At 69.7% G+C, this 22,358-nt stretch carries 21 protein-coding genes and 1 pseudogene; 17 read left to right on the top strand and 5 right to left on the bottom strand.

What is annotated here, in order from left to right; genetic code table 11:
- Positions 1-354 precede the first annotated feature (354 nt).
- The 4 genes from EOT10_RS07785 (at position 355) to EOT10_RS07770 (ending at position 5,248) form a co-directional block, all read left to right on the top strand.
- Positions 355-1,767, top strand: a complete 1,413-nt coding sequence (locus EOT10_RS07785) for a family 2B encapsulin nanocompartment shell protein (protein ID WP_127827297.1) — start codon at positions 355-357, stop codon at positions 1,765-1,767.
- Positions 1,768-1,870: 103 nt separating this feature from the next.
- Positions 1,871-3,253 (top strand): family 2 encapsulin nanocompartment cargo protein terpene cyclase, encoded by a 1,383-nt coding sequence (locus tag EOT10_RS07780; RefSeq protein ID WP_127827296.1) that lies wholly within the window; start codon positions 1,871-1,873, stop codon positions 3,251-3,253.
- A 5-nt stretch (positions 3,254-3,258) separates the two neighbouring features.
- The gene (locus EOT10_RS07775; protein ID WP_127827295.1) at positions 3,259-4,161 is read left to right on the top strand and encodes a geranyl diphosphate 2-C-methyltransferase; all 903 of its coding nucleotides are present in this window, start codon (positions 3,259-3,261) and stop codon (positions 4,159-4,161) included.
- 208 nt (positions 4,162-4,369) lie between these two features.
- Positions 4,370-5,248, top strand: coding sequence for a universal stress protein (locus tag EOT10_RS07770; RefSeq protein WP_127827294.1), 879 nt, complete (start codon positions 4,370-4,372; stop codon positions 5,246-5,248).
- A 140-nt stretch (positions 5,249-5,388) separates the two neighbouring features.
- Here the strand turns inward: EOT10_RS07770 and EOT10_RS07765 are convergent, their stop codons facing one another.
- Positions 5,389-6,225: an undecaprenyl-diphosphate phosphatase gene (locus tag EOT10_RS07765; protein WP_127827293.1), complete on the bottom strand. Its 837-nt coding sequence runs from the start codon at positions 6,223-6,225 to the stop codon at positions 5,389-5,391.
- 166 nt (positions 6,226-6,391) lie between these two features.
- Positions 6,392-6,709, bottom strand: coding sequence for a hypothetical protein (locus EOT10_RS41010; protein WP_146003133.1), 318 nt, complete (start codon positions 6,707-6,709; stop codon positions 6,392-6,394).
- A gap of 470 nt (positions 6,710-7,179) precedes the next feature.
- Between EOT10_RS41010 and EOT10_RS07755 the strand changes: the two genes are divergently transcribed.
- From EOT10_RS07755 to EOT10_RS07715, 9 genes are all read left to right on the top strand, one after another.
- Complete coding sequence (locus EOT10_RS07755; RefSeq protein WP_127827291.1) at positions 7,180-9,042, top strand: glycoside hydrolase family 20 protein; 1,863 nt, start codon at positions 7,180-7,182, stop codon at positions 9,040-9,042.
- Between the two features lie 17 nt (positions 9,043-9,059).
- Positions 9,060-10,607, top strand: coding sequence for an alpha-L-fucosidase (locus tag EOT10_RS07750; RefSeq protein WP_127827290.1), 1,548 nt, complete (start codon positions 9,060-9,062; stop codon positions 10,605-10,607).
- Positions 10,608-10,736: 129 nt separating this feature from the next.
- Positions 10,737-11,750, top strand: coding sequence for an L-threonate dehydrogenase (gene ltnD / locus EOT10_RS07745; RefSeq protein ID WP_223280878.1), 1,014 nt, complete (start codon positions 10,737-10,739; stop codon positions 11,748-11,750).
- A gap of 1 nt (position 11,751) precedes the next feature.
- Positions 11,752-13,032, top strand: coding sequence for a 3-oxo-tetronate kinase (gene otnK / locus EOT10_RS07740; RefSeq protein ID WP_127827289.1), 1,281 nt, complete (start codon positions 11,752-11,754; stop codon positions 13,030-13,032).
- Positions 13,029-13,715 (top strand): class II aldolase/adducin family protein, encoded by a 687-nt coding sequence (locus EOT10_RS07735; protein ID WP_127827288.1) that lies wholly within the window; start codon positions 13,029-13,031, stop codon positions 13,713-13,715. Before otnK ends, EOT10_RS07735 begins: the two co-directional genes overlap by 4 nt.
- 79 nt (positions 13,716-13,794) lie before the next feature.
- Positions 13,795-15,102 (top strand): MFS transporter, encoded by a 1,308-nt coding sequence (locus EOT10_RS07730; protein WP_127827287.1) that lies wholly within the window; start codon positions 13,795-13,797, stop codon positions 15,100-15,102.
- A 39-nt stretch (positions 15,103-15,141) separates the two neighbouring features.
- Positions 15,142-16,017: a 2-oxo-tetronate isomerase gene (gene otnI, locus EOT10_RS07725; RefSeq protein ID WP_127827286.1), complete on the top strand. Its 876-nt coding sequence runs from the start codon at positions 15,142-15,144 to the stop codon at positions 16,015-16,017.
- A complete protein-coding gene (denD, locus tag EOT10_RS07720; RefSeq protein ID WP_127827285.1) occupies positions 16,014-17,066 on the top strand; it encodes a D-erythronate dehydrogenase in 1,053 nt (350 codons plus the stop codon). The genes otnI and denD overlap by 4 nt, the downstream gene beginning before the upstream one ends.
- Before the next feature lie 4 nt (positions 17,067-17,070).
- Positions 17,071-17,823: a FadR/GntR family transcriptional regulator gene (locus EOT10_RS07715; protein ID WP_127827284.1), complete on the top strand. Its 753-nt coding sequence runs from the start codon at positions 17,071-17,073 to the stop codon at positions 17,821-17,823.
- Positions 17,824-17,890: 67 nt separating this feature from the next.
- Here the strand turns inward: EOT10_RS07715 and EOT10_RS07710 are convergent, their stop codons facing one another.
- On the bottom strand, positions 17,891-18,379 hold the full coding sequence (locus EOT10_RS07710) for a hypothetical protein (RefSeq protein ID WP_127827283.1): 489 nt from the start codon (positions 18,377-18,379) through the stop codon (positions 17,891-17,893).
- Between the two features lie 460 nt (positions 18,380-18,839).
- Between EOT10_RS07710 and EOT10_RS07705 the strand changes: the two genes are divergently transcribed.
- The 3 genes from EOT10_RS07705 to EOT10_RS07695 all read left to right on the top strand — a co-directional run bounded on the left by EOT10_RS07705 (position 18,840) and on the right by EOT10_RS07695 (position 21,553).
- On the top strand, positions 18,840-19,961 hold the full coding sequence (locus EOT10_RS07705) for a PP2C family protein-serine/threonine phosphatase (RefSeq protein ID WP_127827282.1): 1,122 nt from the start codon (positions 18,840-18,842) through the stop codon (positions 19,959-19,961).
- A 479-nt stretch (positions 19,962-20,440) separates the two neighbouring features.
- On the top strand, positions 20,441-20,731 hold the full coding sequence (locus EOT10_RS41855; RefSeq protein ID WP_223280865.1) for an MDR/zinc-dependent alcohol dehydrogenase-like family protein: 291 nt from the start codon (positions 20,441-20,443) through the stop codon (positions 20,729-20,731).
- A gap of 291 nt (positions 20,732-21,022) precedes the next feature.
- Complete coding sequence (locus tag EOT10_RS07695; protein WP_127827281.1) at positions 21,023-21,553, top strand: carbonic anhydrase; 531 nt, start codon at positions 21,023-21,025, stop codon at positions 21,551-21,553.
- 137 nt (positions 21,554-21,690) lie between these two features.
- On the opposite strand, the gene EOT10_RS41850 is transcribed toward EOT10_RS07695, so the two are convergent.
- Entirely contained in the window at positions 21,691-21,900 is a 210-nt protein-coding gene (locus tag EOT10_RS41850) for a hypothetical protein (RefSeq protein WP_223280881.1), read from the bottom strand.
- A gap of 45 nt (positions 21,901-21,945) precedes the next feature.
- Between EOT10_RS41850 and EOT10_RS43085 the strand changes: the two are divergent.
- A pseudogene (locus tag EOT10_RS43085) lies at positions 21,946-22,098 on the top strand (MBL fold metallo-hydrolase); the annotation flags it as partial.
- Positions 22,099-22,155: 57 nt separating this feature from the next.
- Here EOT10_RS43085 and EOT10_RS41840 read toward each other — a convergent pair.
- Complete coding sequence (locus tag EOT10_RS41840; protein WP_223280880.1) at positions 22,156-22,356, bottom strand: hypothetical protein; 201 nt, start codon at positions 22,354-22,356, stop codon at positions 22,156-22,158.
- Positions 22,357-22,358: the final 2 nt, after the last annotated feature.

Below are 22,358 nucleotides of genomic sequence, written 5' to 3'. Positions count from 1 at the left end.
GATGTCAAGGGGCGAATGCTCCCTGACGGCGGTCGCCCAAGTCGCCCCAGGAGTACGGCACTTCCGCGGCCCCCCGACTTGCCAAGTCCCCTCCTGCGCGAGGCGACCGGCCGCTGGCCGGAACGCGCCGCCCAAGCGGGGCTGAATCCCACTGTTACCCGGGCAAACATCGCGCATGCCTTGATCATCGGATCGAGTTAATGTCCCCGGTTTCCCATGGTCCACGGGGCGGAACGGCCACTAGCGTTCCCCTGGATCTGGACGGATTCACCTTCGTATAGACCCATTTCATCCTGTTGTCCGATGGCGTCCGCCTGAGCGCCATCACCCCCCTGAACAAGGAGTGCTCGCCCGATGACTGTTGACTCGAGTCAGGAAGCGCGACCGGAGCCACCCCAGCAATCCAGCCTCGGCACGGCGGCGGCCCGCAATCTCGCCACCACCACCAAGTCCGCCCCGCAGATGCAGGAGATCACCTCTCGCTGGCTGCTGCGGATGCTCCCCTGGGTGGAGACCAAGGGCGGCGTCTACCGGGTGAACCGCCGCCTGACGTACACCGTCGGCGACGGGCGCGTGGAGTTCGTCCAGGACGGCGGCAACGTCCGGGTGATCCCCCGGGAGCTCGGCGAAGTGGCACTGCTGCGCGGCTTCGACGACGTAGAAGTACTGACTGCGCTCGCCGACAAGTGCGTCCAACGCGACTTCGGGCCCGGCGAGACCCTGGTGGAACGCGGCACGGCCGCCGACAAGCTCCACCTGATCGCGCACGGCCGCATCAGCCAGACCTCCGTCGGCGAGTACGGCGACGAGGTCGCCCTGGACGTACTGGCCGACGGCGACCGGTTCGGGGACCACGCCCTGCTGGACGGGAACGCCCCGTGGGAGCACACCGCCACCGCCGAGACGGCGGGCACCCTCCTCACTCTGTCGCGCGCCGACTTCGAGTCCGTGCTCGCCAATGCCCCGGGCCTGCGGGACCACATCGCAGAGTTCGCCCGGCTCCCCCACCAGCGGCAGAACCACCGCGGCGAGGCGGAGATCGCGATGTCGGCCGGCCACACCGGCGAGCATGAGCTGCCCGGCGCGTTCGTCGACTACGAACTGAATCCGCGCGAGTACGAACTCTCGGTCGCGCAGACCATTCTGCGGATCCACACGAGGGTCGCCGACCTCTACAACGAGCCGATGAACCAGACCAAGGAGCAACTCCGGCTCACCATCGAGGCGTTGCGCGAGCGCCAGGAGCACGAGCTGGTCAACAACAGGGAGTTCGGCCTGCTCCACAACGCCGACTTCAAGCAGCGCATCCAGCCGCACTCCGGCCCGCCCACCCCGGACGACCTGGACGAGCTGCTCAGCCGCCGTCGCGGGTCGAAGTTCTTCCTCGCCCACCCGAAGACCATCGCGGCGATCGGGCGTGAGTTCAACGCCCGGGGGCTCTACCCGGACCATGTCGACCTCGGTGGTCAGCAGGTTCCGGCCTGGCGCGGGGTTCCGATCCTTCCCTGCAACAAGATCCCCATCACCAAGGAGAAGACCAGCTCGATCCTCTGCATGCGTACCGGCGAGGACAACCAGGGCGTCATCGGTCTTCATCAGACAGGTCTGCCGGACGAGTTCGAACCGGGTCTGTCGGTCCGCTTCATGAACGTCAACGAGCAGGCGATCACCTCCTATCTCGTCAGCACCTACTACTCCGCCGCCATCCTCGTGCCGGACGCGGTCGGCGTGATGGAGAACGTCCAGATCGCCCGCTGGCCCAGGTAACGGGCGATGGCCTGCACGGCGTCCCGCCACGCCCCGGACCCTCCGGTTCGCACCCACCTGACAGGGCCACGGGACAGCCGCCCACCCCACGAAGGAGCCATCGATGCCCGCGCCTGAGCCGACATCTCCGCAGTCGAGCCTGCCGGCGGCCACTGCCCACTTCGGGGCGCACATCCTCGTCGAAGCCGCGGCCCGCGCCTGCGACATCAAGGCGGCCACCGGCGACCCGCCTGGTGCACGATCCATGCCGGCACCGCCCCCGGATTCCGTGGCCGTACCGTCTGCGGTTTCCATGCCCGGACCGCCTACGGTGTCCGTGCTCGCACCGCCTGCGGTGTCCGTGCCCGCACCGCTTCCCGCCGATGCCCCGGCAACCGTGGTGCCGGCACCGGCCCCCGACCTGGACCGGATCCTGCGCGGCCCCGGCGGCCTGGGCACGGCGGGCCTGAGCCTGATCCCGCGGGAGCAGCTGCCGGCGCCATCAGAGCCGTCGGCAGCTACGGCGGAAGGCAGGCCGATCCCGGGCCTCTACCACCACCCGGTGGCCGAGCCCGACCCGGTGCGGGTCGAAGAGGTCAGCCGGAGGATCAAGTCCTGGGCGCTGGACGAGGTCTCTCTGTATCCCGAGGACTGGGAGGAACAGTTCGACGGCTTCTCCGTGGGCCGGTACATGGTCGGCTGCCATCCGGACGCACCCACCGTCGACCACCTGATGATCGCCACACGACTGATGGTGGCCGAGAACGCGGTGGACGACTGCTACTGCGAGGACCACGGGGGCTCGCCCGACGGCCTCGGCGAACGCCTTCTGCTGGCGCACACCGCACTCGACCCCGTGTACACGACGGAGGAGTACCAGGCGCCATGGGCGAAGTCGCTCCACGCGGACGCACCCCGGCGCGCCTACCGCTCCGCCATGGCCTACTTCGACCAGGCGGCCAGCCCCTCCCAGAGTGACCGGTTCCGGCACGACATGGCCCGGCTTCACCTGGGGTATCTCGCCGAAGCGGCCTGGTCCCAGATGGACCACGTACCCGAGGTGTGGGAATACCTGGCGATGCGCCAGTTCAACAACTTCCGCCCCTGCCCGACCATCACCGACACCGTAGGCGGCTACGAACTGCCGGCGGACCTGCACGCCCAGGCCGCCATGCAGAAGGTCATCGCGCTCGCGGGAAACGCGACGACCATCGTGAACGACCTGTACTCGTACACCAAGGAACTCGCCGCTCCCGGGCGGCACCTGAACCTGCCCGTCGTGATCGCCGAACGTGAGGGCCTCTCCGACCGGGACGCCTACCTGAAATCGGTCGAGGTCCACAACGACCTCATGCACGCCTTCGAGAGCAACGCCGCGGCCCTGGCCGCCGACTGCCCCGTCCCGACCGTGCACCGCTTCCTGCGAGGCGTGGCCGCCTGGGTCGACGGAAACCACCACTGGCACCGGACCAACACCTATCGCTACAGCCTGCCCGACTTCTGGTAGGAAGAATGGACGCATCTGTGACCAGCACGACCAGCACCGAACTCACCGCCACCGACGCCTCTGTACTCATCCCCGGCCCGGCGACCCCCTACCAGGGAGACATCGCCCGCTACTGGGACGGCGAAGCCCGGCCCGTGAACCTGCGCCTCGGCGATGTCGACGGTCTCTACCACCACCACTACGGCATCGGTGACGTGGACCACTCGGCACTCGGCGACCCCGAGGACAGCGAGAGCGAGAAGAAGCTCATCGCCGAGCTCCACCGACTCGAGTCGGCGCAGGCCGACGTCCTCCTGGAGCACCTCGGCGACATCGGACGTGACGACACTCTGGTGGACGCCGGCTGCGGGCGCGGCGGGTCGATGGTGATGGCGCACCAGCGCTTCGGATGCAAGGTCGAAGGTGTCACCCTGTCGGCCAAGCAGGCCGACTTCGCCAACCGGCGCGCCCACGAGCTCCGCATCCAGGACCACGTACGCGCCCGCGTCTGCAACATGCTCTCCACGCCCTTCGAGACCGGGCAGGCCGCGGCCTCGTGGAACAACGAGTCGAGCATGTACGTCGACCTGCAGGACCTCTTCGCGGAACACTCCCGCATCCTCGAGGTCGGCGGCCGCTACGTGACCATCACCGGTTGCTGGAACCCGCGGTACGGCCAGCCCTCGAAGTGGGTCTCCCAGATCAACGCGCACTTCGAGTGCAACATCCACTCGCGCCGCGAGTACCTGCGTGCCATGGCCGACAATCGCCTGGTGCCGCAGGCCGTCGTCGACCTCACCCCCGCCACCCTGCCCTACTGGGAGCTGCGGGCGACGTCGTCGCTGGTCACGGGAATCGAGGACGCGTTCATCAACTCCTACAAGGACGGCTCCTTCCAGTACCTCCTCATCGCCGCCGACCGAGTCTGACCTGCTTCCAGGGGGCCCGTTCCGGACGGAACGGGCCCCCTGGCCTGCAACCACACAGACCACCGCCTGCAGTGATGCACAGGCTCGAAGGATGAGAGCTAGAGTTTCAGGAGGTACTCAGGAGGCCCCTCCGTTCCGCCTCGGCACGGCGGAGACGGGCCACAGACAGCGGGCCGGCCCTCGTCCATGAACCCTGAGGATGGCCATCATGACCGGATTCGTCGCCGTCGGCCTCGACGGCTCCGAGGAGAGTCTGGCCGCGGCTCACTGGGCCGCGCGGGAGGCGCTTCTGCGTAAGGTTCCGCTCCGCCTCGTCCACGCCAGGCAGTGGTCGGCACCCCGCGACCTCGCTCACCTCACCAGTGCCGAGAAACGGTCCCGGTGGGCGGAGAAGCTCCTGCGCGATGTCGCGAACGAGCTCCGCGACAGCCACCCCGACCTGGACATCGACACCGAGTCCCACGACGATCCGCCCTCGAAGGCACTGGCTTCCGTGGCCGACTCCGCGGACATGCTCGTCCTCGGCTCCCGAGGCCACGGCACGCTGCTCGGGTTCGTCCTCGGCTCCGTCGGTATGGCGGTGATCCACTCGACGGAGCGACCCGTCGTGCTGGTGCGCGCCGGCGAGGACGGCACCCCGCACTCCCAGAGTCATGACGCGGACCGTGAAGTGGTCGTGGGTGTCGACGTCGGCCGACCCTGCGACGCGCTACTGGTCTTCGCGTTCGAGGAGGCGGCCCGGAGGTCCTGCACCCTGCGGGCGCTGCACAGTTGGGCTCCTCCCCAACTGGCGGGATACGGAGCCGCTTACGACCCGGAACTCCATGCCCAGCGCGAGACGGCGGCGAAGACCGGCCTGGACGAGCTGCTGAAACCGTGGCGGGAGAAGTACCCCGGCGTCAACGTCGTCGCGCGCGCGGCGGAAGGGCGTACCGCCTGGCAGCTCGTGGAAGCGGGGGCCGAAGCGGGACTTGTCGTCGTCGGCCGACGCATCCGCCGGTCCCCGGTCGGCGCCCACGTCGGCCCGATCACCCACGCGGTTCTCCACCACACCCGGGCGCCGGTCGCCGTCGTCGCACACCAGTAGCCGCACCGGGCGAGCACCTCAGGCCCGAGCACACGGCCAACTGCACCACTCTCGTACGGTCATTCGCGTGATCCGCCGGCCGTCACGGCGCCCCGATTCGGGTGCCGTGACGGCCGGCAGCACGTGTGTACACCGTGCAATCAGGCGTTGAGGGCTCCTGTTCCAAGCAGTGCGAGGAGCAGGACACCGACGACGACGCGGTAGACGACGAAGGCGTTGAAGGAGTGCCGGGCGACGAATTTGAGGAGCCAGGCGATCGAGGCGTAGGCCACGATGAACGAGACGGCGGTGCCGACGACGAGAGGTGCGGCGCCGACTCCGGTGCCGATGGCGTCCTTGAGTTCGTACAGGCCGGCGCCGGTCAGGGCGGGGATGCCCAGGAAGAAGGAGAGCCGGGTCGCGGCCACCCGGTCCAGGTCGAGGATGAGGGCGGTGGACATGGTCGCCCCCGAGCGGGAGAAGCCGGGGAAGAGCAGCGCCAGGATCTGCGAACAGCCCACCAGCATGGCGTCCTTGAAGGTGGTGTCGTCCTCGCCGCGCTTGTGGCGTCCCATCTGATCGGCCGCCCACATCACGCCACTGCCGACGATCAGGGATCCCGCGACCACCCACAGAGAGGCGAGCGGCCCCTCCACCAGGGGTTTGGCGGCGAGTCCGACCACCACGATCGGGATGGTGGCGTAGATGACCCACCAGGCGAACTTGTAGTCGTGGTGGTAGCGCTCCTCCTTGTCGGTCAGCCCTCGGCCCCATGCGCTCACGATGCGCACGATGTCCTTGAAGAAGTAGACGAGTACCGCGGCGATCGCGCCGACCTGGATGACGGCGGTGAAGCCCACGACGGAGGCGTCGTCGACGGGGATGCCCATCAGCCCTTCGGTGATCTTCAGGTGGCCGGTGGAGGAGACCGGGAGGAATTCGGTGACTCCTTCCACGACTCCGAGTACGGCGGCCTGGCCGATGCTTATGACGCTCATGGGTTCCGTCTCTGGGCAGGTGGCGAATGAGTGCGTGGAGCACTGCGCGATGCGTGGGGGGGCGGAGCACGACAATGTTTACACGGCTGTAGACGCTACGGGTTACGCAGCGGTGGACAATAGCTGAAGGAACGCAAAACCCGTGCGAGAGCCGCCGGGGACGCACTCACGCGGAGGGCGGGTTCTCGTCGGGTACGGGCAACGGCTGCCGGCAAGGCGTGGACATGTCGAGGTCCGGCGCCTGCCCGACCAGGGCCTGCATCGTGGACCTGGCCTCCGCAATGGTGGGAACCGAGGTGGCGACCAGGCGGAAGGGAGCGGAGGCCCGGAGCTCGACGCACACCACCGGCCTGCCGTGCCGGATGGCCACGAAGTCCAGCCCCGCCTCGTGTGTACGCGTGCCGATACACCGGGTTCCGGGGCTCCAGAGGCCTCTGTGCGGGACCCCGCGCAGGGGGCGCCACCAGTCGGGTTCGACTGTCACCCGGCTCACCGCGGTAAGCGGCGCGCGGACATCACCTCGACGCGCCGCTGCCTTTTCCCGCCACGACAGGTGCACGACCAGGTCATCACCGTCGATGAGCATCCGTGCCATCACTGGCCTCCTGTGAGCTGCCGAGTATTCGAGTGCCCTTTCGCGCGTCGTCGAATCGGAAGTCACAGCGCGGCGACGGACACCATCCGCGAGCGGGCACCTTCCGCGAGCGGACACCTTCCGTGAGCGGACACCTTCCGTGAGCGGACATCACCGGTGAGTGACGTCGACGGATGGTCATCCGATCACTTCTTCAACCTCCCTCCCCGCGCGACCCATTGACGCGTCAGCAGACCCCCACCATCATCAGACCTCCGATGAATACCGAGCCTTGAGCCGTATCGAGGAGTGCTCTGAGTATGAGTTCGCACCCAAGACGCCGGGCCAACCTTCAAGGTGGAGCGGCAAGGGGGACCGCCATGACGACAGCATCCCGCCGGCTCCTCGGCGCCGCGCTCGCCCTCCTGCTCTCCGCCGCCGTCCCGGTCTCCGCCGCGCGCGCCGACAGCGAACCCGCCGGGGTTCCGCAGACGGTGCCCGCCCTCACCAACTGGTCGCCCGGAGGCGGCAGTTACGAGTACGGCCCCGGCGTTCGCCTCGTCGCCGACGATGCGGCGTCCCGGCGCGTCGCCCGGACCCTCGCCGACGACCTGCGCGCCGCCGGCAAGGGCACGGTTCCCGTCACCGGCGGACCGTCCCGTAGCGGGGACATAGTCGTCGACGTCGAGCCGGGGGACAAGCAACTCGGAGCAGAGGGCTACGAGTTGCGGGTCGGGAAGCAGCTGGAGATCACCGGCGCCGCCGAGACCGGAGCCTTCTACGGCACCCGCACCGTCCTGCAACTCCTGGCCCACCTTGATGAGATACCGGCGGGACGCACCGTCGACGTACCCCAGTACAAGGAGCGCGGCGTCGGCGTCTGCGCCTGCTACATCCACATCTCCACGGACTGGCTGGAGAACCTGGTGCGCGACATGGCGTACCACAAGCTCAACCAGCTCCTTGTCGAGATCAAGGTCAAGAGCGACGCGCACCCCGAGGCCAATTCCTGGGGCTACTACACCAAGAGCGAGATCAGGCGCCTCGTCGCGCTCGGCGAGAAGTACCACGTCACCATCGTCCCGGAGATCAACTCCCCCGGGCACATGGACCCTTGGATCCAGGACAGGCCCGACCTCCAGCTCGTCGACACCGACGGCAAGGCACAGCCCTCCCGGCTCGACATCACCAAGCCGGAGGCCTTCGCGTACTACAAGAGCCTCATCGACGAGTACGCAGAGGTGTTCCCCGCCGACTGGTGGCACATGGGCGCGGACGAGTACATGCTCGGCTCCGACTTCGCCAAGTACCCGCAGGTACTCGCGTACGCGAAGGCCAAGTACGGGGCGAACGCCACACCGCAGGACGCGTTCATCGACTTCGTGAACCGCGTCGGGGCGTACGCGGCCGGCAAGGGCAAGCACCTGCGCATCTGGAACGACGGGCTGACCGGCGCCAACACCGTGCCCGTCACGCCCGGGACGACGGTGGAACACTGGCTGAACGTCAGGACGAAGCCGAGTCAGCTCATCGCGCAGGGCCACCCCGTGATGAACGCCGCCTACTCCCTCTACCTCGTCCGCGGCGGTTTCCACACCAACACGAAGAAGCTGTACGACGAGCAGTGGGACCCGCGCAGCTTCGAGGGTGAGAAGCTCGCCTCGCGCGACGGCATCACCGGCGCGAAGATCAGCCTCTGGCCGGACAACGGGCGTGGCGAGACCGAGAACGAGGTCGCCAAGGCCACCTTCCTGCCGCTCAACCACATCGCCCAGGCCACCTGGGGAGCTCCCCACCCCGACGCCACCTACGCGGAGTTCACCGCGCGCGCCGAGGCGGTGGGCCACGCGCCGGGATGGCAGGACACGACCAGGGTGCCGGTCCCCGACGGGACGTACACCCTCTCCGACCGCGGCCACCGCACGGCGCCGGCCGGCGCCCGGCTCACGCGGACCCCCGACGGCTATGTGACGATCGCATCCGCGGACGGCACCACCTGCCTGGAGACGCGCAGCGGGAAACTCACCCTCAACGTCCCTCTGGAGCCCGGATCCGCCGTCACCTGGGAGCCCTGTGACGCGAAGGACACCCTCCAGCGCTGGCAGCTCGCCGCGGCCGACGGGGGCTACCGCATTACCAGCGCGATCACGCGTATGGCCCTGGACGCGGACACGGACGGGCGGCTCGTGCAGTACCCGCCCGACCAGAAGGCCCCCACGACCTGGGCCCTGGCCCAGCGCTGACGAAGGGACCCCCGCACATGCCCCTGACCCGACGTCACGTGCTGTTGGCGGCCACGGCCACGGCGGTGGTCGCCACCACCGGCGTTCCCGCGTTCGCGGCGACCCCGGCCGAACCCCACTTCCGTATACCCGTCAGCCCCGACGACTCCCCCGGCGAACTCATCGCGAAGGCCTCCCGCGTCCGTCCGACAGAGCGGCAACTCGCCTGGCAGAGCCTGGAGAAGACCGCCTTCCTACATTTCGGCGTCAACACGTTCACCGGCCTCGAATGGGGCACCGGCGACGAGGACCCGGACATCTTCCGCCCGACCGGTCTCGACACCGACCAGTGGGCGCGCGCCCTGCGCGACGGCGGCTTCAAGCTCGCCATCCTCACCGCGAAGCACCACGACGGCTTCGTGCTCTATCAGTCGCGCTACACCAAGCACGGGGTGGTGAGCAGCAGTTGGCGCGGCGGCGACGCTGACGTCCTGCGCTCCTTCGCCGACTCCATGCGCAAGTACGGCATCAAGGTCGGCGTCTACATCTCGCCCGCCGACGAGAACCAGTACGCCCACGGCGTGTACGCCAACGGCAGCAAGCGGTCCACCCGCACCGTCCCCACCCTGGTCGACGGCGACGACCGGACGGGGCGCGGCGTGCCCTCGTACGAACTCGACGCGACCGACTACGGCGCCCATATGCTCAACCAGCTCTACGAGGTCCTCACCGAGTACGGGCCGGTCGACGAGGTGTGGTTCGACGGGGCGCAGGGCCGCATCCCGCCCGACAAGGTGGAGAAGTACGACTGGGACAGCTGGTACGCCCTCGTGCGCGAGCTGGCCCCGGACGCGTCGATCGCCGTGTCCGGGCCCGATGTGCGATGGGTCGGCAACGAGGACGGCATGGCGCGCGAGAACGAGTGGAGCGTCATCGCCGTCAAACAGGGCGACAACGGCAAGTACGGGCGTGTACTGCCGTACAACTCGGCCGACGAGGGCAGCCGCGAGGCGCTGCTCAAGGCGCAGCCGAACGCCGCCGCCCTGCAGTGGTTCCCCGCCGAGTGCGACGTGTCGATCCGGCCCGGCTGGTTCTACCACGCCGACCAACAGCCCAAGTCCGTCGCGCAGTTGACGGACATCTGGTACCGGTCGGTGGGGCGCGGCGCCGTTCTGCTGCTCAACGTCCCGCCGGACACGAACGGCCTGCTGCCCGCCGCCGATGTCGCCCGGCTCAGGGAGTTCCGCGAGCGCACCGAGCGCGAGCTGCCCGTGGACCTGACGCGTGACGCCCGGGTCACCGACGACGGGGCGGGCACGCGCACCGTCGACCTCGGCAGGCCCCTGGCGGTCGACCGGATCCGGCTCGCCGAGGACATCCGGCACGGCCAGCAGGTGGAGCACTTCGTGGTGGAGGCGGAGGTGGGCGGTTCCTGGACGGTCGCCGCCGAGCACGGCACCGTCGGCGCCACCAGGATCCTGCCCCTGCCCGCGCCGGTCACCGCACGGCGCTGGAGACTGCGGGTCACCCAGGCCCGGGCCGCCGTCCACATCAGAGAGTTCGGGCTGTACAAGTCACAGGTGTGACGCGGGCGGTGGAGCAGGAACGGGCGGTAGGCAGGAACGGGCGGGGCTTCCGAGCCCCGCCCGTTCCCGTTTCCTGACTACCGCCCGCTCCCCCAGAAATGTGACCGGCGTCACTATGTACTCAATGTCATCCGCAGGTCATCATATGACCTGCGCACGACGAACAGAGGTAGTGACATGAACGACCAGGACCACCCCGCACCGGACGCGGAGCCCAGGACCCGCGTAGGCGTCGTCGGCCTCGGGGCCATGGGGCTCGGCATGGCCCGCAGTCTGCGCGCCGCCGGATTCTCCGTGGGGGTCCACGACCTGCGCCCCGAGGTGGCCGCGGACTTCGCCCGCGACGGCGGGACCGCTTTCGCGTCACCCGCAGACCTCGCGGCCCACGTGGACGTCCTGGTCGGCGTCGTGGTCAACGCGGCACAGGTCGAGTCGGTGCTGTTCGGTGACGGCGAGGGCGGCGGCGCGGCGGCCCGGCTGCGGCCGGGCGCGGTCTACGTGATGTGCTCCACCGTCGACCCGGCCTTCTCCGCCGGACTCGAAGGACGGCTCGCCGAGTCGGGCGTGCACTACCTGGACGCCCCGATCTCCGGCGGCGCCGCGCGTGCCGCGTCCGGGGAGCTGACCATGATGACCTCCGGATCCCCCGAGGCCTACGCCCTCGCAGGACCGGTGCTCGACGCGATGAGCGCCACCGTCTACCGGCTCGGCGACCACGCCGGACTCGGCTCCAAGGTCAAGATCGTGAACCAGCTCCTCGCGGGTGTGCACATCGCCGCCGCCGCGGAAGCCATGGCCCTCGGCATCAAGGCCGGCGTTCCGGCCGACGCGCTGTACGAGGTCATCACGCACAGCGCCGGCAACTCGTGGATGTTCGAGAACCGCATGGCCCATGTGCTGGCCGGGGACTACACGCCGCTGTCCGCGGTCGACATCTTCGTCAAGGATCTCGGTCTCGTACTGGACTCGGCGCGGTCCGAGACGTTCCCGCTGCCACTGTCGGCGACCGCCCACCAGATGTTCCTGCAGGCGTCCGCGTCCGGTCTGGGCCGCGAGGACGACAGCGCCGTCATCAAGATTTTCCCCGGGATCGAGCTGCCCGGAGCGAAGACCGGCCGGCCCGGGCCGGCGGAGGAGAACTGACATGCCCATCCGTCTCGGATGCATCGCCGACGACTTCACCGGCGCCACCGACCTCGCCAACAACCTGGTGCGCGCGGGCATGCGCGTGGTCCAGCTGATCGACGTACCGGCGCCCGGAGCGCACCCGCCCGTGGACGCGGACGCGGTCGTCATCGCGCTCAAGTCGCGCACGGTCCCGGCGGCCGAGGCCGCCGACGCCTCGCTGCGCGCCCTGGACTGGCTGCGGTCGGCGGGCGCCGGGCAGATCTACTTCAAGTACTGCTCGACCTTCGACTCGACGCCGGCCGGCAACATCGGCCCGGTCACCGAGGCCCTGATGGACGCGCTCGGCACCGACTTCACCGTGGCGACCCCCGCCTTCCCGGACAACGGGCGCACGGTCTTCAAGGGCCATCTGTTCGTCGGTGACGTCCTGCTCGGCGAGAGCGGCATGCGCCACCATCCGCTCACCCCGATGACCGACTCGAACCTGGTGTCCGTGCTCGGTGCGCAGATGCGGCGGCCGGTCGGGCTCATCGACCACAAGGCCGTCGCCGCGGGCCCGGAGGCGATCGCGGCGCGGATCGGCGAACTGCGGGGGGAGGGGGTCGGTGCCGCGATCGTCGACGCCGTCTCCAACGAGGACCTCGTGCGTCTGGGTTCGGCGGTCGCCGGCCTGCCGCTGGTCACCGCCGGTTCGGGCCTGGCCATCGGGCTGCCCGCGAACTGGGGCATCGAGCCCTCCCCCGTCGCCGCCCGGCTCCCCGCGGCCTCCGGTCACTCGGCGGTCGTCGCCGGATCGGTCTCCGCCGCCACGAACGGCCAGGTGCGGGAGTTCCTGGATTCGGGGCGCCCGGCGTTCAGCGTGGATCCGCTGCGGATCGCGGCGGGCGACGACGTGGCCGGTGAGGCTCTCAAGTTCGCCGAGGCCCACCTGGCCGACGGGCCGGTCCTGATCTACTCCACCGAGTCGCCCGACGCCGTGCGCGCCGTGCAGGACGAGCTCGGTGCCGCCGATGCCGGGGAGCTGGTCGAGGGCACGCTCGCCCGCGTCGCTCAGGGCCTTGTCGAACGCGGGGTGCGGCGGCTCGTCGTCGCCGGTGGCGAGACCTCCGGGGCCGTCGTCCAGGCCCTCGGGCTGACCAGCCTGCGCATCGGTCCGCAGATCGATCCGGGCGTGCCGTGGTGCGCCGCGCCCCTGCCCGGCGGCGACACCCTCCACATCACGCTCAAGTCGGGCAACTTCGGTGGCCCGGACTTCTTCACCGCGGCGTTCACCCTGCTCGACGAGGCGGCGGCATGACCCACCCGGAAGCACACGAGCGCGCCGTCGACGCGGCCCGCTCCGAGATCGTCCGCGTCGGCACCAGCCTGTTCGCCCGCGGCTACGTCCACGCCGCCGCCGGGAACATCAGTGCCCGGCTCGACGACGGCCTCGGGCATCTCATCACCCCGACCGACGCGGCCCTCGGCTTCCTCCATGCCGATCGGCTCGCGCTGGTCGGCGCCGACGGCGAGCAGCTCGCGGGCGACCGCGCCAGCAAGACGCTCGCCCTGCACCGCCGGATCTACGCGGCCGACCCCACGGCCCGTTTCGTGATCCACACCCATTCCACGCACCTGGTCGCGCTCACCCTGGCCGGTGTGTGGCGGCAGGACGACGTACTGCCGCCGATCACCCCGTACTACGTCATGAAGGTGGGGCACGTCCCGCTCGTCCCCTACCACCGGCCCGGCGACCCGCGGGTCGCCGATCTGGTGGCCGAGCGGATCGCCGCCCGCGCCGCCGAGGGCACCCCGATCAAGGGAGTGCTGCTCGACCGTCTCGGCCCCGTCGTATGGGGCCCGGACGCCGCCTCCGCGCTCGCCGTCCTCGAAGAACTCGAGGAGACGGCCCGCGTGTGGCTCACCACCGGCCGTCACCCCGAGCCGCTGCCCGACCACGCCATCGCCGAACTGAGAGACACCTTCGGCGCGGCTTGGTGACCCTTCGCCGTCGACCTTCCCCCGGTCGACCGTCCCCATCCGCTCGAGCACCACTGAGCCGCACAAGGAAGTGCCCCTCATGCCAACGACCGTGCCCACGGACGTCACACCCGAACTCGCGCGTGAGAACGCCGTGTTCCGCAAGGTGGTCCGCCGCATCGTCCCCTTCCTGATGCTCTGTTATGTCGTCTCCTATCTCGACCGCGTCAACGTCGGCTTCGCCAAGCTGCAGATGTCCTCGGACCTCGGCTTCAGCGAGGCGGCCTACGGTCTCGGCGCGGGGCTGTTCTTCATCGGCTACTTCCTCTTCGAGGTCCCCTCGAACCTGCTGATGCAGCGGGTGGGCGCCCGTACCTGGATCGCCCGCATCATGATCAGCTGGGGCCTGGTGTCCGCGGCGTTCGTGTTCGTCACCAACGAGGCGACGTTCTACGTGCTCCGCTTCCTGCTCGGCGCCGCCGAGGCCGGGTTCTACCCGGGCGTCATCCTGTACTGCACGTACTGGTTCCCGTCCCGGCGCCGGGCCCGCGTCATCGCCCTGTTCATGTCGGCGATCCCCGTGGCGGGCATCTTCGGCAATCCGCTCTCCGGCTGGATCATGGACGTGTTCCACGGTGTGGGCGGCTGGGACGGCTGGCAGTGGCTGTTCCTCGTGGAGGCCGTTCCCGCGCTCGTCATCGGCGTCATCACGATGTTCTGGCTCGACAACGGCGTGCGTGACGCCAAGTGGCTGACCGACGACGAGAAGTCGGTCGTCGAACGGGCCGTCGCCGCGGACGCCGCGCAGCAGACCGTCCACGGCCGCGCCCTCGACGCGTTCCGCGACGGCAAGGTGTGGCTGATGTGCCTCATCTACTTCTGCTTCGTGATGGGTCAGTACGCGCTCACCTTCTGGATGCCGACCTTCGTCGAGTCCACCGGCATCAAGGGCGCCCTCGCGATCGGCGTCCTGAGCGCCATCCCGTACGTCGCCGCGCTCATCGCCATGAACCTGTTCGGATTCTCCGCCGACAAGCGCCGAGAGCGCCGCTGGCACCTGGTCGTCCCCTCCCTCATGGGCGCCGTCGGCTTCTCGATGGCGGCGAGCTGGACCGGATCAACTGTGCTGTCCCTGGTCGCCCTGTCCATCGCCGCGGCCGGTGTACTGACCTGCGCCCCGCTGTTCTGGTCGCTGCCGACCTCGTTCCTCGGCGGCACAGCGGCCGCCGCGGGCCTTGCCGTGATCAACTCGGTCGGTAACCTCGCCGGCTTCGTCAGCCCGTACATGATCGGCGCGCTGAAGGACTCGACCGGCTCGACAGCGATCCCGATGTATGTACTGGCGCTCGCGCTCGTCGTCGGGGCCGCAGCCGTCCTCACCACGAAGAAGAGCGTCGTCAACCGCTGATCCCCGTCCCACTGCACCACCGCACCACGAGGAGCCCCCATGCCGAGGTTCGCAGCGAACCTGTCGACGCTGTACCCCGAGCACGACTTCCCCGACCGCTTCGCCGCGGCCTCGGCTGACGGCTTCGAGGCCGTCGAGTACCTCTTCCCCTACGCGTACGAGAGCGGCGAACTCCGCCGCCGCCTCGACGAACACGGCCTGCGCCAGGTCCTGTTCAACGCCCCGCCCGGCGACTGGGACCGCGGCGAGCGCGGCATCGCCGCACTTCCGGGCCGCGAGTCCGAGGTGCGCGAAGGCGTCGACCGGGCCCTGGAGTACGCGACCGCGCTCGGCAGCCCGCGCGTGCACATGATGGCGGGTCTGGTCGCGCCGGACGCCACTCCCGCGGACCTGGCCCGGCACCGCGAGACGTACGTGGCGAACCTCGCGTACGCCGCGCGGCAGGCGGCGAGCGCCGGTGTCGACATCCTGATCGAGCCGATCAACACCCGTGACATGCCGGGCTACTTCCTCAACCGCCAGGCCGACGCGCACGCCGTCGTCCAGGAGGTGGGCGCACCCAACCTGAAGGTCCAGCTCGACCTGTACCACTGCCAGATCGTCGAGGGCGACCTCACGACCACCCTCCGCCGCGACCTGCCGACCGGTCGCGTGGGCCATCTGCAGATCGCCGGCGTACCCGACCGCCACGAGCCCGACAGGGGCGAGCTCGACATCCGCCATCTCTTCGGCGTCATCGACGAGTTGGGCTTCGACGGATGGATCGGCTGCGAGTACTTCCCCGCGGCCGGCACGAGCGAGGGTCTCGGCTGGCTCGACGACTTCCGCCCCGAGTTCCCGAACAAGAACAAGTACAAGAACCAGACCGAGAACCAGAACCAAAACCAGAACAAGTCTCTGAAGGACACCGCATGAGGATCGTCATCACGGGCGGCTTCGGCTTCCTGGGCCGCCAGGTCGCCGAGGCCCTGCTGGAGCAGCGCACGTTCGACGGCCGGCCCGTCGAACGCCTGACTCTGGCCGACCGTTTCGTACCGGACGCCTCGCCCCTGACAGCCGACCCCTTGGTGGAAGTGGTCCAGGGCGATCTCACCGAGCGTCTCGGGGACCTGTTCGCCGAACCGGTGGACGTGGTCATCCACCTCGCCGCCGCGGTGTCCGCCGAGTGCGAGGCCGACTTCGACCTCGGCATGGGTGCCAACCTGGACACGACCCGCGCCCTGCTCGAAGCGGCGCGCTCCCAGTCGGCGGCCGGGGGCACCCCGGTGCGCCTCGTCCTCGCCAGCAGCGTCGCCGTCTACGGCTCCGACGCCGCGCTTCCCCTGCCTCCCGTGGTCGACGAGTCGACGCTGCCCACGCCGCAGTCCAGCTACGGCGTGCAGAAGCGGATCTGCGAACAGCTGGTCGCCGAGTACACGCGCCGCGGCTACCTCGACGGCCGCGTCACCCGTCTGATGACGGTGTCGGTACGTCCCGGCAAGCCGAACGCGGCCGCGTCCGGCTTCCTGTCCGGCGTGGTGCGCGAACCGCTCGCGGGCCTCCCGGCGACCTGCCCCGTCGGCCCGGACCTGCGCGTCGCCCTGGCCTCCCCGCGCCGCACCGTGGAGGGCATCCTCCGCATCGCCCAGGCCGAGCGTGGCGAGGGCCCCGGCCAGTTGACCGGCGCACTCCCGGTCAACCTCCCGGCCCTCACCGTCACGGTCGGCGAGATGCTCGACACCCTGCGCGAGGTGGCCGGGGACGCGGTCGCCGGCCTGGTGAAGATCGCGCCGGACCCGGCCGTGGAGGCGATCGTCGGCTCGTGGCCCGCCGCGTTCGACAACACGCGCGCCGCGGCGCTCGGCCTGACACCCGACCCCGACTTCGCGTCGGTGGTACGGCAGTACGTCACGGACCACGCGGACGCGGTGACGGCCGACGCCCTGGCCCGCGCCGGGTCGACCGCGCGTACGCCGATAGACTGAAGCCATGTTCAACAAGGTGGACGGGCCCGTGCGGCTGGCGGATCGCGTCGCCGCGATGCTCACCGAGGAAATCGAGTCCGGGCGGCTGACCGCCGGCGACAAGCTGCCGACCGAGGTGGAACTCGTCAAGCAGCTCGGCGTCAGCCGCACGGTGATCCGTGAGGCGGTCTCCCGGCTGCGCAACGCGGGCCTCGTCGAAGCACGCCAGGGCCGCGGTGTCTTCGTGATGCCGCGCCGGACCCGTCCACTCGACCTGGAAGCCGATACCGAGGCCACCGACACCAAGGCGAAGGTGCTGCAGATCGTCGAGGTGCGCCGCGCCATGGAGGCCGAGGCCGCCCATCTCGCGGCGACCCGTGCGACGCCCGCCGACGTCGCACGTATGCGTGCGGCGCTGACCGCGATCGACAAGGCGGTCTCGGCGGGCGGTGACGGTGTGGAGGAGGACCTGGCGTTCCACCGCTCCATCGCCGAGTCGACCGGCAACCCGGTCCTGGTCTCCACGGCCCGCTACCTCGGAGAGGTCTCCCGCGGCGGCATACGCGTCACCCGCGCCAACGAGGCCCGCCGCGGCGACTTCTTCGAGGCGGTCCGCAAGGAACACCACGCGATCCTGACCGCCATCGAGGACGGCGACCCCGAGGCGGCCCGCTCGGCGGCCCACCGCCACATGGAACACGCGGCGGCCCGTCTGCAGAAGGCGGATGCGGAGTTCTGGGACGAGGCGGAGCGACTGGACGTGGAGCTGGACGCCTAGGTCCTCTCGTCCGGATCAGGTAGGCGAGGTGGCCCGTGACGCCCGGACCGGTGACACCCTCAAGCGGTCACTCATCGTCGCCGGAACCGGGCGGCTCGAACGTCGTGCCGAGGTCGTACTGAGCGATCCCGAACGGTTTGAAATCGGCATCGGCGAGGACGCGGCACAGGAACTCGGCGGTGGACATGTCGTACCGGTGCCATGCGCCGATGTCATTGGACCGCGCGAGGATGGGGTACTCGCCCGGCCGCTCGGCATCGATCAACCAGAAGTATTCGTCGGCCCATTCGGTGGAGCCCCACTCAACAAGCCCCTTGCTGCCCGGCGCGTACACGCCGTAGGGCTCGACAGCGGAGACATCTCCGAACTTGCTGTCCTGGGCGACCTTCAGGGAGACCCGCCACTGTGTCAGGAAGTCGAACACGACGCCCTCGTCGCGCCCCAGAAAATAGACGGAATCGCTGAAGACGCCGCCGCCGAACGCCTCGTAGAGCTCCTTTGTAATCCGCCGGCAGCGGGACCCCCAACTCTGCCTCGACAGCCGCCCAGTCGACACAGATCCCGAGCGGCTCCCACCCGGTCAGCTCGATCACTCGCTCTACCCACATACGACAATTTTTAGCACCGTCACGGGTTCCGTCAGCTGCGGGGATCGATCGGCAATGTGCGGGGTCGTCCTTACCGTTCCGCATGTGCTTGAGCCAGCGTTCGTACCAGGTCAAGAAGTCCTGGGCCGACGAGAGCGCCCCAACTGCGGCTGCTCGCCGATGATTTCGCGTGTGACTGTGCACTCCAGGTGGCCCGGATGGACAAATGCGATGCACAGTTCGGGGCCCAGCGTCACCGGGTGGCTGGCGAGTACCCAGCGCCCCTCGCACAGGAGAGCTGTGCACGGCGGCCCACCGGCAGGGGGCCGTCATGGCGCAGGCGCGGTGGCGCGTTCAGTCGTCATGTGCAGCGGATGGCCTCCGGAGCGGCGCGTTCCCGCAGGGGAAGGTGGGTGGAAGACTTGGGGCATGGCCTTGCGAGCGTGGCGGGTGTTCCGGCGGTCCTGGCAGCCGGGTCACGCGCCCGCGCTGATGGTGATCCCTCTGGGGCTGATCGTCGCGGTCTGTGTGGTGGATGTGATCGCTCCGCCGCACATTCACCTCGGGCCCTTGCTGGTGGCGGCACCGGCAATCACGGTGGCGTTCGCAGGCGCCCGCATGACGGCGCTGATGGGAGTACTCGCCGTGGCGGCGCAGGCGCTGATCGGTGTGCTGAGAGAAGGCCTGTCCACCGCCAACATCCAGGCTCAGACCGCCGCTCTGATCGTCGTCTCGGCCGTCTGTGTCGGCGTCTGCGTGCTGCGGGACCGGCGTGAACGTCAGCTGCACCGGGTGCGGTCCGTCGCAGAGGCAGCGCAGAGCGTGCTGCTGCAGCCCTTGCCCGGCCGCGCCGGCCCGCTGCGGATCGCCGGCCTGTACATCCCGGCCGAGGAGGAAGCCTCTCTGGGTGGGGACCTGTACGCGGCCGCGCGGACCGATCACCACAGCACCCGGCTCCTCATCGGCGACGTCCGTGGCAGCGGTCTGGCCTCGATCAACAACACCGCCCTGCTGCTCGGCGCCTTCCGCGCGGCCGCCCATCGGCAGGCCACCCTGCCCCGCCTCGCCGTCCACCTGGACGCCGCGTTTCGCTGGGACAGCAGCCAGTGGCGCTCGCAGACGGAGCAGGACACCGACGAGGACTTCGCCACCGCGATCCTGCTCGACATCCCCGACCACCAGCCGGTCGTCCACCTCATCAACTGCGGTCACCCACCGCCGCTGCTCCTGCGCGGCACTCAAGTCACCGCCCTCACGCCGGAGGCGAGCCACCTTCCGATCGGACTCGGCGGCACCTTCGGCATCACCGCATACGACGTCCAGACGTTCCCGTTCGAGGTCGGCGACCTGCTCCTTCTGTACACGGACGGCGTCATCGAAGCACGCAACACCGACCACCTCTTCTACCAGCTCACTGAACGGGCGCCCGCGTGGCCCGATGACGACCCTGACGAGCTCCTGCGCGCTCTCCATGACGACCTTCTGGCCCACGTCCACGGCCACCTGAACGACGACGCGGCCGCAGTCGCGATCCGCCGCCTGGCCCTCTGATTTTCGGCCCTGGTCAACCCCCGGGAGGAAAGGCTTCCGAAGGATGGTCAGCCGCCGGAAATCTTCCCGGGGGCGGGCGTAGCGTGGAGTGACGGAGTCAGGGTGGTGCGCTGCGGCGAACGGTCCTGATCCCCCCGGCCGCGCGATACCAGCACGCCGAGCCGTCTCGGGCGTTACGAGACGGGGAGCCACACATGCCCCGATGGACGCGCGCGCTCATAGCCCTGGAGGCCGGTGAACCCACCGATGTCCTGCGGCTGGAATCCCGGCCTGTTCCCACGCCGAAGGCCGGTCAGGCACTGATCCGGGTGACGGCGACTCCCCTTTACGCCAGTGGTCTGCACTGCTGCGCGGCCGCTACGGCTTCTTCCCCGAGTTCGCCGCTGTCGGGGGCAACATGGAGTGCGTGGGCCGCGTCGAGGCCCTGGGCCCGGACACCGGAGGCCGGTGCGCGCGTTGTGGCCGCTGCGATCCCGGCGGTGCCCGAACCTCCCGTCGCCGGCACCTGGCAGGAATACCTCGTCATCGACGCCCGAAGGCTCCTGCCGGTCCCCGACCACCTGAGCGACTCGACCGCCTGCCAGCTCGCAGTCAACCCGCCGACCGCGCTGCTCCTCGTGACACGCGAACTCGATGTGCAGCCGGGCGAATGTCTACTGCAGACGGCCGCAGGCTCCACCGTCGGGCGGCTCGTCATCCAGCTCGCCCGGCATCTGGGCATCCGCACGATCAACGTCGGGTCCGCGATCTCGTCGCCGACGAGGTGCTGAGCATCCCCCAAGGGCGGCCCTTCCCGCTCGCACGCTTCGCCGAAGCCGTCGCGCTCGCCGAAGCGCCTGCCCACGGCACCAAGCCACTGTTCGTCTTCGGAGCCAGCCGGGCCGAGGACGACGGACAGGAAGCGGCCCTGCCACGCCAAGTCGGTTCCCGCAAGGCGTTGACCTGCACGATCACTGCCTGCGGCCCGCCGAGTGGCATGGGAGGCAGCTACGAGCCAGGCTGGAGGCGAGTGACGGTGTCACCAGGGATCAGGCGCCGAGGACGATGGGATCACCGGCCACGTGATCGACAAGGACGAGCTGACCCAGCGGAACGTGAGGTTCGCCGACGGTGGATCGTTCGTCGGCCTCAAACTGATGCCCAGAGGCGGTCTGACGGTCATCGGATGCGTCGACCCGCGTGTCGACCCGTCCGCCGTACTCGGGCTCGAGCTCGGCGAGGCAGCGGTGATCCGCAACGTCGGAGGACGGGTCACGCCCGCGACCCTTGCGACGCTGGAGATGCTCTCGAAGGTCGTCCAGGCCCGCACGGGCAGCCCCGGCCCGCGCGACAACCACTACGCGGTGCTGCACCACACCGACTGCGGCATCACAGACCTGGCCGCGTTCCCCGGGCTGCTGACCGACTACTTCGACGTGCCAGCCACCGACCTGGCCGCCAAGGCGGTCACCGACCCGGTCGCCGCCGTCCGCGTCGACGTCGACATCCTCAGGCAGAACCTCCGGGCCGGTGTATTCGTCTCAGGGCTCGTGTACGACGTAACCACCGGGCTCATCGACGTTGTCGTCCCGCCCGCGCGGGTGGAAGCATGACACCGCGCGGCGCCTGCGGCCGGTGCGAGCGCCGTGGGCCTGCGGTTCGTACCGGGGATCTGCCTTCCCGGATCGGGGGGGAGGCGGTTTCTGGCATGTGCGACGATCACGGATACTCGGATGCCGAGGCGGCCTGGTCAGCACCTCGCCTCGCAGAGGGACCGGCCGTCGACCCGGTGACGCTGCCCGAGGTCGACGAGGTCAGGGTCACGACGATGGTCGACAACATCTACGACGCCCTGCTGGCCTCCGCCGAAGGCGTCACCCGGGCGTCGGCGGGCGCCGGACGGACCGCCGCGCGGCAGTTCGCCGGCGGCGAGGCCCTCGCGGGGCTGCGTGCCGAGCACGGCTTCTCCGCCCTGGTCACCGCCCGAAGCGGCAACACGAACAGCATGCTGCTGTTCGACACGGGAGCGTCGCCGGACGGGCTAGCGGTGAACGCCGAGCGTCTGGGGCTCGATGTCGGCGGCCTGCAGGGCGTCGTGCTCAGCCACGGACACTTCGACCACGCCGGCGGCTTCGACGGCCTGGCCCGGCTGCGCGGTCGCTCCGGCCTGCCGCTGACCGTCCACCCCGCGGTCTGGACCCGCCGCCGGCTGGACCTACCGGCCGGCCAGGGTCTGGAGCTGCCCACGCTGTCCCGAGGCGCGCTGGAACGCGAAGGGTTCGAGGTGATCGAGCGGCGGCAGCCGTCGCTGCTGGCCAGCGGCATCCTGATCAGCGGCGAGGTGGACCGCGTCACCGAGTTCGAGCACGGCATGCCGCCGGCCCACCAGGCCTGGGACGGGAACGGCTGGCGACACGA

Origin of the sequence: Streptomyces antnestii (assembly GCF_004005495.1) — a bacterium.
GTDB lineage: Bacteria > Actinomycetota > Actinomycetes > Streptomycetales > Streptomycetaceae > Streptomyces > Streptomyces antnestii.
This window is presented reverse-complemented; position numbering and strand designations above follow the sequence as displayed.

Excerpts from the sequence above, each read along its gene's own strand:
- otnK (WP_127827289.1), top strand. The coding sequence starts at position 11,752 with ATGCCCATCCGTCTCGGATGCATCGCCGACGACTTCACCGGCGCCACC.
- EOT10_RS07735 (WP_127827288.1), top strand. The coding sequence starts at position 13,029 with ATGACCCACCCGGAAGCACACGAGCGCGCCGTCGACGCGGCCCGCTCC.
- EOT10_RS07765 (WP_127827293.1), bottom strand. The coding sequence starts at position 6,225 with ATGAGCGTCATAAGCATCGGCCAGGCCGCCGTACTCGGAGTCGTGGAA.
- otnI (WP_127827286.1), top strand. The coding sequence starts at position 15,142 with ATGCCGAGGTTCGCAGCGAACCTGTCGACGCTGTACCCCGAGCACGAC.
- denD (WP_127827285.1), top strand. The coding sequence starts at position 16,014 with ATGAGGATCGTCATCACGGGCGGCTTCGGCTTCCTGGGCCGCCAGGTC.
- EOT10_RS07775 (WP_127827295.1), top strand. The coding sequence starts at position 3,259 with ATGGACGCATCTGTGACCAGCACGACCAGCACCGAACTCACCGCCACC.
- EOT10_RS07750 (WP_127827290.1), top strand. The coding sequence starts at position 9,060 with ATGCCCCTGACCCGACGTCACGTGCTGTTGGCGGCCACGGCCACGGCG.
- EOT10_RS07755 (WP_127827291.1), top strand. The coding sequence starts at position 7,180 with ATGACGACAGCATCCCGCCGGCTCCTCGGCGCCGCGCTCGCCCTCCTG.
- EOT10_RS07780 (WP_127827296.1), top strand. The coding sequence starts at position 1,871 with ATGCCCGCGCCTGAGCCGACATCTCCGCAGTCGAGCCTGCCGGCGGCC.
- EOT10_RS07770 (WP_127827294.1), top strand. The coding sequence starts at position 4,370 with ATGACCGGATTCGTCGCCGTCGGCCTCGACGGCTCCGAGGAGAGTCTG.
- EOT10_RS07705 (WP_127827282.1), top strand. The coding sequence starts at position 18,840 with ATGGCCTTGCGAGCGTGGCGGGTGTTCCGGCGGTCCTGGCAGCCGGGT.
- EOT10_RS07730 (WP_127827287.1), top strand. The coding sequence starts at position 13,795 with ATGCCAACGACCGTGCCCACGGACGTCACACCCGAACTCGCGCGTGAG.
- EOT10_RS07785 (WP_127827297.1), top strand. The coding sequence starts at position 355 with ATGACTGTTGACTCGAGTCAGGAAGCGCGACCGGAGCCACCCCAGCAA.
- EOT10_RS07715 (WP_127827284.1), top strand. The coding sequence starts at position 17,071 with ATGTTCAACAAGGTGGACGGGCCCGTGCGGCTGGCGGATCGCGTCGCC.